Raw genomic sequence first — 14,608 nt, 5'->3', positions numbered from 1 at the left:
GCGGGTGGACGTCATCGGCGCGGGCACCCTGGTGCTCCTGGCGATCATGGAGCGGACCGGTGCCACCGAGGTCGTGGTGAGCGAGCACGACAGCCGCCGGCGATCGTCAGGTCGGCCGATGAGTTCTGGGCCTGGGCGCTCACCTCGCCGGGACAGGTGAAGGTCACCGAGTACACCGCGCCGCGACGGGCGTCGCGGTCCACGGTCACTGTCACGCTCCGCCCCCGAGGGATGCTGACCGCGTCGAAGACCCCGGACGAGGCCGTCGCGAACGAGGCGTTGCAGCCCGGGACGGAGAGCGTGACCTGACCGCCCGGCGTGATCGTGGAGGGCAGGACACGGAAGGCGAACGGCGCCACGGGCGGCGAGGTCTGCGCCGTGGCGGCCGGGGCGACCAGCGACAGGACGGCTCCCGCGACGCCGGCGGCGAACAGCGTGGCGGAAGTGGAGCGTATGGCACGCATGGTCATTCCTCCGGGTCCCGAGGGGCAGCTGCGGAGCTCTTCCACATGGGGACGGCGTGCACCTCGATGTCGGCCACGCTAGGTGCGCACCCGGTGACCCGCGATCAGAGCCGGGCGAATGGGGCACGGCTGTGCGCCGGACGGGGGACCCGCCCGGCGCGTCGGCTGGCGGTCGGTCAGTCCGGCAGTCCCGGGAAGAACCGCAGGAAGGGTTCCGCGGTCGCCGACAACCCCCGGCTGAAGGGCGCGTCGAAGTCCCACACCAGGAAGAGGAGGAAGGCGATCAGCGCGCTGAACAACCCGGCCAGCAGCATCTCTCGGAAGGAGCGCCTGATCTGGAGGGTGAAGATCAGCCCGACGGTCACCAGCGCACCGCCGATCAGCCCGAACCACACCACCCCCGGCATGGTGGCCGCGGCGCTGGCGGCCCGTCCGCTGCGGGCGTCGTCCGCGGCCCCGACCTGGTCGACCAGCGGCTGGTAGGCCTGGCCCTCGTGGTCGGTGGCCGGCTCGTAGTCCGTCACGTCCCGCCGGATCTTCTCCAGCAGCAGGTCGCCGCGCGGGGTGACCTCGCCCTTGTCGGCCATCACCCGCCACTCGTCGTCCACCACGTAGGAGACGTACGCCCGGACGTCCGCCCGGATCCGGTCGCGGACCGCGGGCGGGTAGACCTCGGAGCGCACGCTCACCTCGTGGAGGGCCTGCGCCTCCTGGCGGACGTACTCCTGGGCGGCGCCGCGGGCCTCCCAGACGCCGGCGATGGCCAGGCCCAGCACAATCGCGTAGATCACCCCGATCATCATCGTCATGTACTCGATGACGTCCGGGGTCTCGCTCGGGTCGTCGTCCTCACCGATCCTGCGGTGGTTCAGGAAGGCGATGGACAGCACCACGGCGCAGGCTGCGGCCATGGCGATGCTCAGGACGAGCCATTCCGACACTGGTTCTCCTTAACGGGGCCGCAGGGCGACGATGGCCAGCACGGCCGGGGCGGTGGCGAGCAGGGTGAAGGTCAGGACCGAGACGTGGTGCTCGCGGGGCTTGCGGTGCGGCATCCGGTAGGCGGGCCGGGCCACGTGGTGGACGCTCGGTGCCGGCCGGGGCCGGGCGCGCGGCGGCGCGGGGACGGTCCGGACCACCGGCGGCGCGGCGCGCAGCGGCGGGCGCGCGGGCGCCGGCGGGCGCGGCTGCGCGGGCCGTGGGGTGGGCCGGGGGCTCGGCGCGAGGGTGGGGCGGGGCGTGGGCTTCGGCGTCGGCTCGGGGGTGGGCCGGGGCGTGGGCTTCGGCGTGGGCTTGGGGGTGGGCTTGGGGGTGGGCGTGGGCGTCGGTTTCGGGGTCGGGGTCGGGGTGGGCTTGGGGTGCGGCTCGGCGGGGTCGCAGCCGTGGCCGTGGCCGTGTCCATGGCCGGGCCCGTGGCCGTGGCCGTGGCAACCGCAATGCCCGTGTCCGTGCCCGTGCCCGTGACCGTGTCCCCGGCCGTGTCCGGATCCGTCCGGGCCGTCGTCGCCGCCCCCGCGCCGGCCGGTCAGCACGAAAACGCCTTCAGGGCCGGTGGAGACCTCGGTGGTGCCGGTGGCGGTCACCGTCTCGGCCCACACGCCCTCGGGTCCGAGGTACGCGGAGGCACAGCTATCGGCCACCACGGGAACGCCGCCGAGGGCCAGCCAGAGGACGAAGGTGAGGGCCGCTAAGCGCCGGGCGGAGGGTCTGGTCACCCGGGGAGCATGGGCCAGCGAGGCCCCGCGCAGGCGAAGGGTCCGCACGATTCGCCTGAACGGGCGATTTTCCAGGGCTACAGGTTTGAGCCAAAGATGCCGACGAAGCGGTCAGGGTCGTCATTTTCCCAAAAGGGATTTGTCGGAACCGATCAGTCGACCGGTTGGTCCGGCACGTGCCTTTGGTGTGTGACGAAGAACGGATCGCCAATTTCCGCTTTTGCTCGCTCCTCTGAGGAATGATCAGTAGATTCGGCTCCGGCAGCAGACGACCAAGCCTTGGAGACCTCGATGGACCGCCCGGACTGGGCACCTGCAGGCATCGACATATCGGTGCCCAGCGTGTCCCGCATCTACGATTACTACCTGGGCGGTTCCCACAATTTCGAGGTGGACCGGCAGACGGCCCGGCGCGCCATGGAATTCCTCCCGGGCCTGCCCAAGATCATGCAGGCGAACCGGGCTTTCATGCGCCGCGCCGTCCGGCACGCCGTGGCCGAGGGCGTCACCCAGTTCCTCGACATCGGCTCGGGCATCCCCACCTTCGGCAACGTCCACGAGGTCGCCCAGGCCGCCACCGACCGGGCCCGCGTGGTCTACGTCGACCACGACCCGGTCGCCGTCGCGCACAGCCGGGCCGTCCTCGCCGGCGACGAGCGCGCCGGCATCGTCGCCGCCGACCTGCGCAAGCCGCAGGACATCCTGGACAGCCCCGAGGTGTCCGCCCTGCTGGACCTGGACCGGCCGGTGGCCCTGATGCTCGTCGCGGTCCTGCACTTCCTCGAGGACTCCGACGACCCGTACACCGCCGTGGCCACCCTGCGCGACGCGCTGGCCCCCGGCAGCCTGCTGATCCTCACCCACGCCTCCTACGAGGGCATCCCCGTCTCCCAGGACGTGGCCAGCGGCACCGTCGAGGTCTACCGCGACAGCCGCAACCCGCTCGTGATGCGCACCCACGAGGAGGTCCTGCGCTTCTTCGACGGGTTCACCCTCCTCGAGCCGGGACTCGTCCCCATGCCGCGCTGGCGCCCGGAGACCCCCGAGACGCAGGAGGACCCGTACGGCTTCTCCGGCTACGGCGGCGTGGGACGCACGGCGTGAGACTGCCCGCACAGGCCGAGGGAACGGCCGCGCTGCCGGCCGACCCGGAGGACCGGATCGGCCGGTTCGCCCGGATCTGGAGCAGAGCCATCTTCCCGGTCACGGCCACCTCGCTGAACCGCCAGGAGCTGGAGGACCGCCTGCTGCCGCTGGCCCACGTCCTCACCGAGGCCCTGCGCACCCGGCCCTTCGACGCGCTCCCCGCCCAGCAGGTCGGCGCGGCCCTGGTCGGCATGCACTGCACCGACCCCGAAGTGCTCTCCGGCACCCTCGGGGTCGTCGAGTCGTACCTGGTCCTCTACTGCGCGGCGGACGCGCCCGAGGACCCCGAGGACTGCCGGGCCCGCTGCGCCCGGCTCCAGCACGCCCTGGCCGCCGGCTTCGCCCGCGCCCTGCGCGAGCGGACCCTCAGCGAGCAGGAGGCCATCGCCCGCTCCGCGCTCACCGCCCGCACCGACGCCCAGGCCGCCCTGCACGCCAGCGAGGAACGCTTCCGCGCGGTCTTCGAGGGCGCCGCCATCGGCATCGGCATCGCCGACCTCCAGGGCAACGTCCTCGAGGTCAACGAAGCCCTGCTGCGGATGTTCGGCGGCATGGAGGGCCACGTCCGCGGCCGCAACGTCGCCGAGTGGAGCCACCCCGAGGACACCCCGAACGTCTGGAACATGTACGAGGAGCTGGTCCGCGGCGAGCGCGAGCACTACCGCGTCGAGAAGCCGTACTACCGGCACGACGGCACCGTGCTGTGGACCAACCTCACCGTCTCCCTGCTGCGGGACGCCGAGGGCGTCCCGCAGTACCAGCTCGCGCTCATGGAGGACACCACCGAGCGCCGGCTGCTCAACCTGCGGCTGCGCTACGAGGCCACCCACGACGCGCTGACCGGGCTGCCCAACCGCACCCTCTTCTTCGAGCGGCTGGAGAAGGCCCTCACCGCCAAGGACGGCACCCGCTTCGGCCTGTGCTACCTCGACCTCGACGGCTTCAAGGCCGTCAACGACAGCCTCGGCCACTCGGCCGGCGACCGGCTGCTCGTCGAGGTCGCCGACCGCCTCCAGACCTGCGCCACCGCCGCCGGCGAGATGGTCGCCCGGCTCGGCGGCGACGAGTTCGTCGCCCTCACCACCGGCCCCGACACCGAGGAGGAGGTCACCGACCTCGCGGTGCGGATCCTGACCGCGCTGTCCGCGCCGATCCGCCTGGAGGGCCGGGAGCTCACCGTCCGCGGCAGCATCGGCATCGTCGAGGGCCCGGCCGGCGAGCGCACCCCCGCGGAGGTGCTGCGCAGCGCCGACATCACCATGTACCGGGCCAAGGGCGCGGGCGGCAACCGCTTCGAGATCGCCGACGCCGAGGCCGACGCCCGGGCCATCACCCGGCACGGCCTGACGACCGCGCTGCCCGCCGCCCTGGAACGCGGCGAGTTCTTCATCGAGTACCAGCCGCTGGTCCACCTGCACGACGGCAGCGTGCACGGCGCCGAGGCGCTGGTCCGCTGGTCGCACCCGCAGTACGGCGTGCTCGGCCCGGACCGCTTCATCCCGCTCGCCGAACGCACCGGGCTGATCGTCCCGCTCGGCCGCTGGGTCCTGGAGGAATCGGTTCGCCAGGCCCGCAACTGGCAGCACGAGCACGGTGGCCGGGCCGCCGGCGGCCCGCTGCGCATCAACGTCAACCTCTCGCCCACCCAGCTCGCCCACCCCGGCCTGGTCGCCGACACCGTCAAGGTGCTGGAGAGCTCCGGCCTGGAGCCGGGCGCCCTGTGCCTGGAGGTCACCGAGTCCGCGCTGATCGGCGCCGACGACGAGCTGCTGGAGCCGCTGCGCCGGCTGGCCGACCTGGGCGTGGACATCGCGCTGGACGACTTCGGCACCGGCTACTCCAACCTGGCCAACCTGCGCCGGCTGCCGGTCAGCGTGCTCAAGCTGGACCGTTCCTTCACCCAGGGCATGCAGCACCTGCCCGCCGACCCGGTGGACGTCAAGATCGTCGAGGGCATCGTCGCACTGGCCCACAGCCTGGAACTCGCCGTCACCGTCGAAGGCGTCGAGACCGGCGCCCAGGCCGCCCAGCTGCGCGAACTCGGCTGCGACACCGCCCAGGGCTGGTACTACGCCCGCCCCGGCTCCCCGGACCGCATCCACGCCCTGTCCCTGGCGGACGCGGTCACCCCGGTGGTCCCGGCTGGCCGCTGACCGGGGCGGGCCGCCCGGCCCCGGGGGCCGGGCGGCGGGGCGGTCAGAAGGCGGCGTAGCCGGAGCGCACCCGGGCGAAGCCGTTCATGACGAAGGCGGCGGGGGCCGCGGTCTCGATGTGGTCCGAGATCGACGAGGTCTCGCCGAGCGCGCCCGCGAGGGCGATCAGCTTTCCGATGGTCACCCGGTCGTCCACGAACTCGGGAGCCGGGACGGCCTGGTGCGCGGCGGTCAGGTAGTCGACGTGCCGGCTCAGCCGCCGCCGGGCGCGGGGCCGGTCGTTCTCGTACAGGTCGTCCAGGGCGTGGAAGGTGACCTCGCTGGTCCGCAGGCCCACCGCGTGCACCGTGACGGTCTCGGCCGACAGGTCCGGTGCCTCGGCCAGGGCGAGCTTGCTGCTGCGGGCCGCGCGCGCCACCGCGTCCACGTACTGCACGGTCGCCGAGCCGACGTCGGCCCCCTCGGGCACCTGGAGTTCCAGCACCACCCAGTACGTCTCGCCGAAGGCGAGGTCGGGGGCGAAGATCCGGATGCCCTTCTCGTCCGTGATCAGGTCCGGCAGGGCCTGCGTCCCGTACTCGTCCCGGGCCAGCCGGGCCGCCTCCCGGGCCTGCTCGAAGATCCGCTTGCGGGCCCGCGGGTCGCTCACCAGGTCGTGCCCGTAGAGGTGCCAGACGGTCACGGCCGGATCGATGTCGATGCGGAGCTGGATGTCGATGGCGGCGAGGTGGTCCCGGCGGGCGAGGTCGGTCAGCAGGCCCGTCCGCACCTGCTCGGGACGGGTGACGAAGGTGCAGTGGCCGCCGGCGGTCCCGGCCAGCGCCGACAGCTCGGACATGTTCGCGTCGGTCCCGAAACCGAAGCAGGACAGGGTCAGGTCGCCGCGCAGCTGGTCGGCGACGTTCTTGCGGATGCTGATCCAGTCCCGGACACCGGAGTTCGGGTTGCCGTCCGAGAAGACGTACAGCCGGTTGACGGTCCGGCCGCGGTGCGCCCGGCGGGAGATCTCCGCGATGCCGTACTGCAGGCCGAGGTTGAGGTCGGTGCCGCCCTCCGCGGTCAGGGACCCGATGACCGCCGCGAAGCGCTCCGGAGGCAGATCGGCCTTGGTGGTGCCCTGGAGCACGGTGCTGACCCGGTGGGCGAAGCTGACGATGCCCAGGGAGTCGGTCGGCCGCAGCCGGTCGTAGATCTCCTGGAGGGCGGACTTGACCATGTCGAGCTTGCCGTGCCAGCCCATGGACTCGCTGGTGTCCACGGCGAAGACGAAGTTGACCGGCAGCGGATCCGGTCCCGGGGTGCCCGCGGGCGGTTCCTCGCCCGCCTTCAGGGCGATCTCGAGGAAATGGGTGGTCCGGTCATGGGCCTTGGCGCCGTCGGCGGCGGGTGCGAACCCGTGGCTCACGGCCAGGCCCTCGCCCGCCTCCGGCCCCGGCACCTGCCCGGTCCGGGCGGCGACGAAGTCGTCGAAGCGGATCTGCTCCTGCTCGATCAGCACACCGCTGTCGATCAGCTCGCTGAGACCGACGGTCGAGCGGGTGCCGAAGGCGGTGCTGCGGCGGATGTAGAGGCCGTCGTGGGGGAGGGGGCGGGCGGGCGCGGGGCGGTAGGCGAGCTGCCTGGACGGGCTCGATGCGCTCGACGGGAGCGACGGGCTCTGCCCCACGCTCCGCGAGCTCTTCACCCTGAACCGCTCCAGCGAGAACAGGGCGTCGGTGTCGTCCTGGACCTGCCGCGCGGCCAGGTCGAGGTCGTCGTGCTCCTCTTCGGACGCGGCCGAGCTGTCGGCGTGGCCGGTGGGCGGCGAAGCGTCCTCGGCGTCGAGGCGCCGCTGCGCCGAGAGGGGCGCGCCGTCGCTCGGGCGGCGGTTCGGGAGCCGTCCCGTGGAGTACACCGTCCGGCCCCGGGCCAGCCAGGAACCCACGCTGCCCGACCCGGCCCGTCCGTCGGGCCCGGCCCCCGGGAGGGCGTCCGGATGCACGATGACCGTGGGGACCGGAGCCCCCTCGGGCAGGTCGCGCTGCTCCGACAGGAACTGCTCGCGCGCCGCGCGGTCCTCGATCACCTGGATGGTGACCAGCCCGCAGGAACGCGCGTACGCGTGGCACTGCCGCCTCGCCTCCGGGTGCCCGTCGGTGAGCAGCACCGCCGTACCGTCCGACCGCGGGTCGGGGCGGTGCGAGGGGACGGGCTCCGCACCGCACAACCGGAGCGTGGCTCCCAGCGCCAGCAGCGCTTCCAGGACGAGCGGCCCCAGCAGCGCCACTTCCAACGTCCGTCGGTCCGGGGCGCCGTAGTGGACCAGCAGGGCCGCGTCGGGCGAGGCCTCCAGCAGGGTGTCCAGGAATTCGGCGTCGCGGGCGCTCGGTGCGCTGAGCACGAACCCCCGTGCCGCCGCCAGTTGTTGGATCTCCCACTCCTCGGCGAGGCTCACCCGGGACCGGGAAAGGCCGTCCGCCTCCCCCGGATAGGGGAGGTACAGCACCGCCGGTGTTCCCTGACTCATGCGCATCCCGTCCGTAACGTGTCCATGGGGTCAGCCCTGCCGGGCCGGCAGCGGGCAGCGGGCGTCCAGTTCGGTGGCCGTGCGGACCCGGGGCTCGAACATCCCCTCGGCCCGCAAGCGGCGTATCCAGACGCCCAGTTCGCCCCCCATCCGGTCGCCCTTCGCGGCCAGCCGCAGCGCCTCGTCGAGGTCGCCGGACTCCTGGCGGGCCAGCAGGATCCTGATCTTGAGGGCGATGCCGTGCTCGCCGTCCGGGTCGACCGTCAGGGCCTCCTCGACGTACCCGGCCGCCACCGCGGTGTTGCCCCGGGCCAGCGCGATCCGGGCCTTCCAGTACCAGAACTCCTCGGAGTCGCGGTCGGTGCCCCCGCCTTCCAGCGTGCGCTCGGCCTGGTCGGGCTCGCCGGCCGCCACCAGCCGGGAGACCCGGGTCAACCCGGCCTCTCCGGCGGGGGGTTGTGCCGCGTCCCGGTTCCTGCCGCCGGTCATCAGCCGCCCCGCCAGCAGCAGCACCACCAGCAGGAAGAGCAGCAGCATCCCGACCAGGACCATGAACTGCTGCGTGCCCTCGCCGTCGGCGAGGGTGGCGAAGATGCCGAGGATGGCGATGGTGAAGGCGAAGACGAGCACCGCGCCGAACAGGCCGGTGGCCTGAGTGGCCGTCAGGGTCCGGAACATCTTCTGCTGGATGATGTTCCGGACGAAGTCCCGGTAGAGGAGGAACAGCACGCCGAGCGTCACACCGCCGAATCCCGCGATGCCGCCGAGGACCTGGAAGAGCTCCAACATGCCTCGGACTGTATGACCTCGGTCCGCGATCTGTACGGCATACGGCCGGACCGTGATCCAGAGCGCACCGCCGGGCCCGGCCCGGGGCCGGCGGGGGTCCCGGATAGCATCGCCGGATGTTGCGCATCGACCGTCCCGTGGCCACCGCCCGACTCGTCCTCCGCCCGTTCCGGCCGGTGGACGCCGAGGACGTCCACGACTACCAGCGCCGGCCCGAGGTGGCCCGCTTCATGCGGTGGGAGCCGCGCGGGCCGCAGGAGGCGCGGGCGGCGGTGGAGCAGATGACCCGCGAGACCCGGCTGCTCTCGGACGGCGACTGCCTCAGCCTGGCGGTGGTCCTGCCGACCGAGGACGCGGACGCGGACATGGGCACGGTCATCGGCCAGGTCGAGCTGGTGCTGCTCAGCGCGGAACACCGCCAGGGCGAGATCGGCTACGTCTTCCACCCCGCCCACCAGGGCAAGGGGTACGCCTCCGAGGCCGCCCGCGCCGTGCTGCGGCTGGCCTTCGAGGAGCTGGACCTGCACCGCGTGATCGGCCGCTGCCTCGCCGACAACACCGCCTCCGCCGGTCTCCTCGACCGCCTCGGCATGCGCCGCGAGGCCCATTTCGTCGGGGCCAGGTTCTTCAAGGGCGCGTGGCGGGACGACCTGGTGTACGCCATGCTCCAGCACGAATTCCGGGCGCTGGGCCCGCAGGACTAGCGCTGCCGTCGGCCGTCGAGTAGGACCCGGCGCAGTTCGCGGGCGGCGCGCGGCGGGGCCACGTCCGTGCGGTGGGCCAGCGCGATGGTGCGGCGCAGCGGCGAGCCGGCCAGCGGGGTGGTGCGCAGCTCCGGGCCGGCCCGGTCGGCGACCATGGCCGGTACCACCGCGACGCCCAGCCCCGCCCGGACGAAGCCGAGGACGGCGTCCATCTCGCCCCCCTCGACCGTGAAGGTCGGCTCGAAGCCCTCGGCCCGGCAGGCCGCCAGGGTCAGTTCCCGCAGGTCGTAGCCGTGCCGGAACATCACCATCGGCTCGGTGCGCAGCCCGGCCACGGAGAGGGCCCCGCCCCCGCCCGGCGGCGGCGCGGCGGCCGCGGAGACCACCACCAGGTCCTCGGTCAGCAGCTCCACCGTGGTCAGGGCCGGCGCCCCCGGCGGCAGCGGCAGGGCGATCAGTGCCAGGTCCAGGGCCCCGCGGGCCAGCTCCCGGACCAGGTCGCGCGATCCGCTCTCCTCGACGAGCAGCTCGATCCCGGGATGGGCGTCGTGGAAGGCGCGCAGGACGTCCGGCAGCAGGCCGGTGCACAGGCTGGGCGTGGCGCCGAGCCGGATCCGGCCCCGCCGCAGCTGGGCCACCTCCTGCACCTCGACGCGCGCGGTGTCGGTGTCGGCGAGGATCCGGCGGGCCAGCGGCAGCAGCGCCTCGCCCGCGTCCGTGAGGGCGATGTTCCCCCGGGCGCGGCTGAACAGCTCGGCGCCCAGCTCGTGTTCGAGCGCCTTGATCTGCTGGGACAGGGAGGGCTGCGCCACGTGCACCCGCTCGGCGGCGCGGGTGAAGTGCCGGGTCTCGGCGACGGCGACGAAGTAGACCAGCTGCTGGAACTGCATGAGGACCAGAGTAGCGCTCAATAGGGATTACCTATCAAGATGAGCCACATCATGTCTTGGACCTTTCGGGACCTCGGTCCCTACCGTTTCGGACATGGCTTTGGCAACGCGCCCGGACCGGCGACCGTCCCCCACGCGCACCCTGTGGCAGTCCACCCTCGGCAAGAAGGCCGTCATGGCGGTCTCGGGGCTGATCATGCTCGCCTACCTGGTCGTCCACATGATCGGCAACCTCAAGATCTTCTTCGGCCCGTCGGAGTTCAACGGCTACGCGCACTGGCTGCGCCACATGGGCGAGCCCTTCCTGCACAGCCACTGGGGCCTGTGGGCCGCCCGGATCGTGCTGCTCGCCGCGGTGGTCCTGCACGCGACCAGCGCGTACCAGCTCAGCCGCCGGGACATCAAGGCCCGGCCGGTGGGGTACGCGCACCGGCGCCGGCGCGCCTCCTACGCCACCCGCACGATGCGCTGGGGCGGGGTCATCCTCGGGCTGTTCATCGTGTGGCACCTGCTCGACCTGACCACGCTCACCGTCAACGAGCGGGCCTGGGCCGGGCATCCGTACCAGAACGTGCTGGCCACCTTCTCCACCTGGTACGGCAACACGATCTACATCGTGGCGATGGCCGCCCTCGGGCTGCACGTCCGGCACGGCTTCTGGAGCGCCGCGCAGACCCTCGGCGCCGGCAACGCCACCCGGGACCGGGTGCTCAAACTCCTCGCGAACGCGCTGGCCCTCGTCCTGACCCTCGGCTTCGTCTCCGTACCCGTCGCCGTCATGACCGGAGTGGTGAACTGACCATGTCCTACGCCGACTACACGACGGGCGAGCCCGTCGCCGACACCAAGGCCCCCGACGGCCCGGTCGCCGAGCGCTGGGACCGGCGCCGCTTCGAGGCAAAGCTGGTCAACCCCGCCAACCGGCGCGGTCACACCGTGATCGTGGTGGGCACCGGCCTGGCCGGCGGCGCGGCCGGCGCCACCCTCGCCGAACAGGGCTACCACGTGGTCCAGTTCTGCTTCCAGGACTCGCCCCGCCGGGCCCACTCCATCGCCGCCCAGGGTGGCATCAACGCCGCGAAGAACTACCGCAACGACGGCGACTCGATCCACCGCCTCTTCTACGACACCGTCAAGGGCGGCGACTTCCGGGCCCGGGAGTCCAACGTCCACCGCCTCGCCCAGATATCCGTCGAGATCATCGACCAGTGCGTGGCCCAGGGCGTGCCGTTCGCCCGCGAGTACGGCGGCCTGCTCGACACCCGCTCCTTCGGCGGCGTCCAGGTCTCCCGCACCTTCTACGCCCGCGGCCAGACCGGCCAGCAGCTGCTGCTCGGCGCCTACCAGGCGCTGTCCCGGCAGATCGCCGCCGGGAACGTCGAACTGCACGCCCGCACCGAGATGCTGGACCTGGTCGTGGCCGACGGCCGGGCCCGCGGGATCGTCGCCCGGGACCTGGTGACCGGGGAGATCACCACCCACCTCGCCGACGCCGTGGTGCTGGCCACCGGCGGCTACGGCAACGTCTTCTACCTCTCGACCAACGCGATGAACTCCAACGCGACCGCGATCTGGCGGGCGCACCGGCGCGGCGCGCTCTTCGGCAACCCGTGCTTCACCCAGATCCACCCCACCTGCATCCCGCGCACCGGCGACCACCAGTCCAAGCTGACGCTGATGAGCGAGTCGCTGCGCAACGACGGCCGCATCTGGGTCCCCGCGGCCACCGGCGACACCCGGCCGGCGGCCGAGATCCCCGAGGCCGAACGCGACTACTACCTGGAGCGCATCTACCCGTCCTTCGGCAACCTGGTCCCCCGCGACATCGCCTCCCGCGCCGCCAAGAACGTCTGCGACGAGGGCCGGGGCGTCGGCCCGGGAGGCCAGGGGGTCTACCTGGACTTCGCCGACGCGATCGCCCGGATGGGCCGGGCGAAGGTGGCGGAGAAGTACGGCAACCTCTTCGACATGTACCAGCGGATCACCGCCGAGGACCCCTACGAGGTCCCCATGCGGATCTACCCCGCCGTGCACTACACGATGGGCGGCCTGTGGGTGGACTACGACCTCCAGACCAGCCTGCCGGGCCTGTTCGCCATCGGGGAGGCCAACTTCTCCGACCACGGCGCCAACCGGCTGGGCGCCTCCGCCCTGATGCAGGGCCTGGCCGACGGCTACTTCGTCCTGCCGGCCACCCTCAACGACTACGTGGCCCGGCTGCCCCGCACCCCGGACGCCGCCCCGGCCCTCGCCGAGGCCGAGACCGTCGTCGGCGAGACCCGCGACCGGCTCCAACGGCTGCTGGCCGTGGACGGCGACCGCACCCCCGACTCCTTCCACCGGGAGATCGGCGAACTCATGTGGGAGCACTGCGGAATGGCCCGCGACGAAGCGGGCCTGCGCAAGGCGCTGGCCCGACTCCCCGAGATCCGCGAGGAGTTCTGGCGACGGATCAAGGTCCCCGGTACCGGAGCCGAGTTCAACCAGTCCCTGGAGAAGGCCAACCGGATCGTCGACTACCTCGAACTCGCCGAGCTGATGTGCCTGGACGCCCTGCACCGGGCCGAGTCCTGCGGCGGCCACTTCCGCGAGGAGTCCCAGACCCCCGAGGGCGAGGCGGCCCGCCGCGACGAGCTCTACTCCTACGCCGCGGCCTGGGAGTTCACCGGCACCGGCAGCGCCCCCGTCCTGCACAAGGAAGACCTCGTCTTCGAGTACGTCCACCCCACCCAGCGGAGCTACGCATGAAGCTCAACCTGCGCGTCTGGCGCCAGCCCGACGCCGAAGCACCCGGCAGCATGGTCACGTACCCGGTCGACGGGATCTCCGCCGACATGTCCTTCCTGGAGATGCTGGACACCCTCAACGAAGACCTCATCCTGCGCGGCGAGGACCCGGTCGCCTTCGACCACGACTGCCGCGAGGGCATCTGCGGCGCCTGCAGCCTGGTCATCAACGGCGACGCGCACGGCCCCGAGCGCACCACCACCTGCCAGCTCCACATGCGGTCCTTCCGCGACGGCGACACCATCGACGTGGAGCCCTGGCGGGCCGCCGCCTTCCCGGTCGTCAAGGACCTCGTCGTCGACCGGGGCGCCTTCGACCGGATCATCCAGGCCGGCGGTTACATCACCGCCCCCACCGGCGCGGCGCCCGAGGCCCACGCCACGCCCGTGCCCAAGCCGGACGCCGACGCCGCCTTCGAGCACGCGGAGTGCATCGGCTGCGGTGCCTGCGTGGCCGCCTGCCCCAACGGCTCCGCCATGCTCTTCACCTCGGCCAAGGTCAACCACCTCAACGTGCTGCCCCAGGGCGCCCCCGAACGCGAGACCCGGGTCCTCGACATGGTCGCGGCCATGGACGCCGAGGGCTTCGGCGGCTGCACCCTCACCGGCGAATGCGCCACCGCCTGCCCCAAGGGCATCCCGCTCGCCTCGATCGCCGCCATGAACAAGGAGTGGCTGCGGGCGACGAGGAAGGGACGCCGCTGAGGGGCCGCCGCTGAGGGGACGCCGTCACACGTCCCCCGGCAGCAACCCCTGCCCCAGCTCCCGGAAGGCCCACCGGCCGCCCCGCCGGTTGAACAGCCACACCACGTCGCACCGGTCCGGCCACACCGCCGGCACCCCGACCACACCCCCCGCCCCCAGCCCCCGTACCAGCGCCGGGATCCCGGCCGCCGCCCAGCAGACCAGCGCCGGCCCGCCCGCGGCCAGCGCCGCCGCCCCCGCCCGAGCCTCCGCACCGCTCCCGAACTCCGCCCGCACCGGCACCCGCAACGCCTCGGACAGCGGCGTCAGCGTCTGCCGGGCCAGGTGCGCACCGGCCCGCCCGCCCCGGTCCGACTGCGCGATCAAGGCCACCGGCCGCGGCAGCAGCGCATGCGGCTTGGGCGGGAACAGCCCCGGCAGGGCCTCCGCCCGCCGCCACCCGCGCCCCGCCAGCGAGTCCGCGGCCTCCTCGCCCTCCCGGTCCTGGCCCACGTCACCGGCGTACGGCTGCTCCGCGTGCCGCATCAGCATGACCACGACGTCCTTGCCGGGCGGACCGGCCGCCGGGCGGGCGGGGGCGTCGGCCGAGCAGCCGCCCGCCGTGACCGGGGCCGCCAGGGCGAGCGCGGCCAGCAGGGCCCGGCGCCGGGGCCCGGCGGCCGAGGGGGAGGGCGGCGCGGCGGGCCCGGGCCGCGGACCGGGGGCATCTGACATGCGCCCCACTGTCGCCCATCGGCCCGGAGGGGCCCC

The 14,608-nt window shown here is 73.0% G+C and carries 13 protein-coding genes; 6 read left to right on the top strand and 7 right to left on the bottom strand.

What is annotated here, in order from left to right; translation table 11 throughout:
* Positions 1-44 precede the first annotated feature (44 nt).
* From AB0O40_RS15175 to AB0O40_RS15165, 3 genes are all read right to left on the bottom strand, one after another.
* Positions 45-464, bottom strand: coding sequence for a hypothetical protein (locus AB0O40_RS15175; protein ID WP_365040509.1), 420 nt, complete (start codon positions 462-464; stop codon positions 45-47).
* Positions 465-640: 176 nt separating this feature from the next.
* The gene (locus tag AB0O40_RS15170; RefSeq protein ID WP_365040494.1) at positions 641-1,405 is read right to left on the bottom strand and encodes a hypothetical protein; all 765 of its coding nucleotides are present in this window, start codon (positions 1,403-1,405) and stop codon (positions 641-643) included.
* Positions 1,406-1,414: 9 nt separating this feature from the next.
* Positions 1,415-2,104: a hypothetical protein gene (locus AB0O40_RS15165; protein ID WP_365040491.1), complete on the bottom strand. Its 690-nt coding sequence runs from the start codon at positions 2,102-2,104 to the stop codon at positions 1,415-1,417.
* Positions 2,105-2,470: 366 nt separating this feature from the next.
* On the opposite strand from AB0O40_RS15165, the gene AB0O40_RS15160 reads away from it, so the two are divergent.
* Both AB0O40_RS15160 and AB0O40_RS15155 read left to right on the top strand, forming a co-directional pair.
* Entirely contained in the window at positions 2,471-3,283 is an 813-nt protein-coding gene (locus AB0O40_RS15160) for an SAM-dependent methyltransferase (protein WP_365040489.1), read from the top strand.
* A complete protein-coding gene (locus AB0O40_RS15155; protein WP_365040486.1) occupies positions 3,280-5,478 on the top strand; it encodes an EAL domain-containing protein in 2,199 nt (732 codons plus the stop codon). The genes AB0O40_RS15160 and AB0O40_RS15155 overlap by 4 nt, the downstream gene beginning before the upstream one ends.
* A 43-nt stretch (positions 5,479-5,521) precedes the next feature.
* Here the strand turns inward: AB0O40_RS15155 and AB0O40_RS15150 are convergent, their stop codons facing one another.
* Positions 5,522-7,984, bottom strand: a complete 2,463-nt coding sequence (locus AB0O40_RS15150) for a VWA domain-containing protein (protein WP_365040483.1) — start codon at positions 7,982-7,984, stop codon at positions 5,522-5,524.
* Between the two features lie 30 nt (positions 7,985-8,014).
* Positions 8,015-8,773 (bottom strand): tetratricopeptide repeat protein, encoded by a 759-nt coding sequence (locus AB0O40_RS15145; RefSeq protein ID WP_365040480.1) that lies wholly within the window; start codon positions 8,771-8,773, stop codon positions 8,015-8,017.
* A 116-nt stretch (positions 8,774-8,889) separates the two neighbouring features.
* Here AB0O40_RS15145 and AB0O40_RS15140 point away from each other — a divergent pair, with 116 nt between their 5' ends.
* Positions 8,890-9,477 carry a GNAT family protein gene (locus AB0O40_RS15140; protein WP_365040477.1) on the top strand — a complete coding sequence of 196 codons (588 nt, stop codon included), beginning with the start codon at positions 8,890-8,892 and terminating at the stop codon, positions 9,475-9,477.
* Here AB0O40_RS15140 and AB0O40_RS15135 read toward each other — a convergent pair.
* On the bottom strand, positions 9,474-10,367 hold the full coding sequence (locus AB0O40_RS15135) for a LysR substrate-binding domain-containing protein (protein WP_365040474.1): 894 nt from the start codon (positions 10,365-10,367) through the stop codon (positions 9,474-9,476). The two genes, AB0O40_RS15140 and AB0O40_RS15135, sit on opposite strands and share 4 nt — an antisense overlap.
* 94 nt (positions 10,368-10,461) lie before the next feature.
* On the opposite strand from AB0O40_RS15135, the gene AB0O40_RS15130 reads away from it, so the two are divergent.
* Genes AB0O40_RS15130 through AB0O40_RS15120 form a run of 3 tightly spaced genes read left to right on the top strand, consistent with a single transcriptional unit; the run spans position 10,462 to position 13,858 of the window.
* Positions 10,462-11,166 (top strand): succinate dehydrogenase cytochrome b subunit, encoded by a 705-nt coding sequence (locus tag AB0O40_RS15130; RefSeq protein ID WP_365040471.1) that lies wholly within the window; start codon positions 10,462-10,464, stop codon positions 11,164-11,166.
* Positions 11,167-11,168: 2 nt separating this feature from the next.
* A complete protein-coding gene (locus AB0O40_RS15125; protein WP_365040468.1) occupies positions 11,169-13,115 on the top strand; it encodes a fumarate reductase/succinate dehydrogenase flavoprotein subunit in 1,947 nt (648 codons plus the stop codon).
* Entirely contained in the window at positions 13,112-13,858 is a 747-nt protein-coding gene (locus tag AB0O40_RS15120) for a succinate dehydrogenase/fumarate reductase iron-sulfur subunit (RefSeq protein ID WP_365040465.1), read from the top strand. Before AB0O40_RS15125 ends, AB0O40_RS15120 begins: the two co-directional genes overlap by 4 nt.
* Positions 13,859-13,882: 24 nt before the next feature.
* Here AB0O40_RS15120 and AB0O40_RS15115 read toward each other — a convergent pair whose 3' ends face one another.
* Positions 13,883-14,572 carry a hypothetical protein gene (locus tag AB0O40_RS15115; RefSeq protein WP_365040462.1) on the bottom strand — a complete coding sequence of 230 codons (690 nt, stop codon included), beginning with the start codon at positions 14,570-14,572 and terminating at the stop codon, positions 13,883-13,885.
* Between the last annotated feature and the right edge of the window lie 36 nt (positions 14,573-14,608).

Origin of the sequence: Streptomyces sp. NPDC089919, from assembly GCF_040684615.1 — a bacterium.
Classification (GTDB): Bacteria; Actinomycetota; Actinomycetes; order Streptomycetales; family Streptomycetaceae; genus Streptomyces.
The sequence above is the reverse complement of the archived record's forward strand: the minus strand, read 5'-3'. Positions and strand labels throughout refer to the sequence as shown.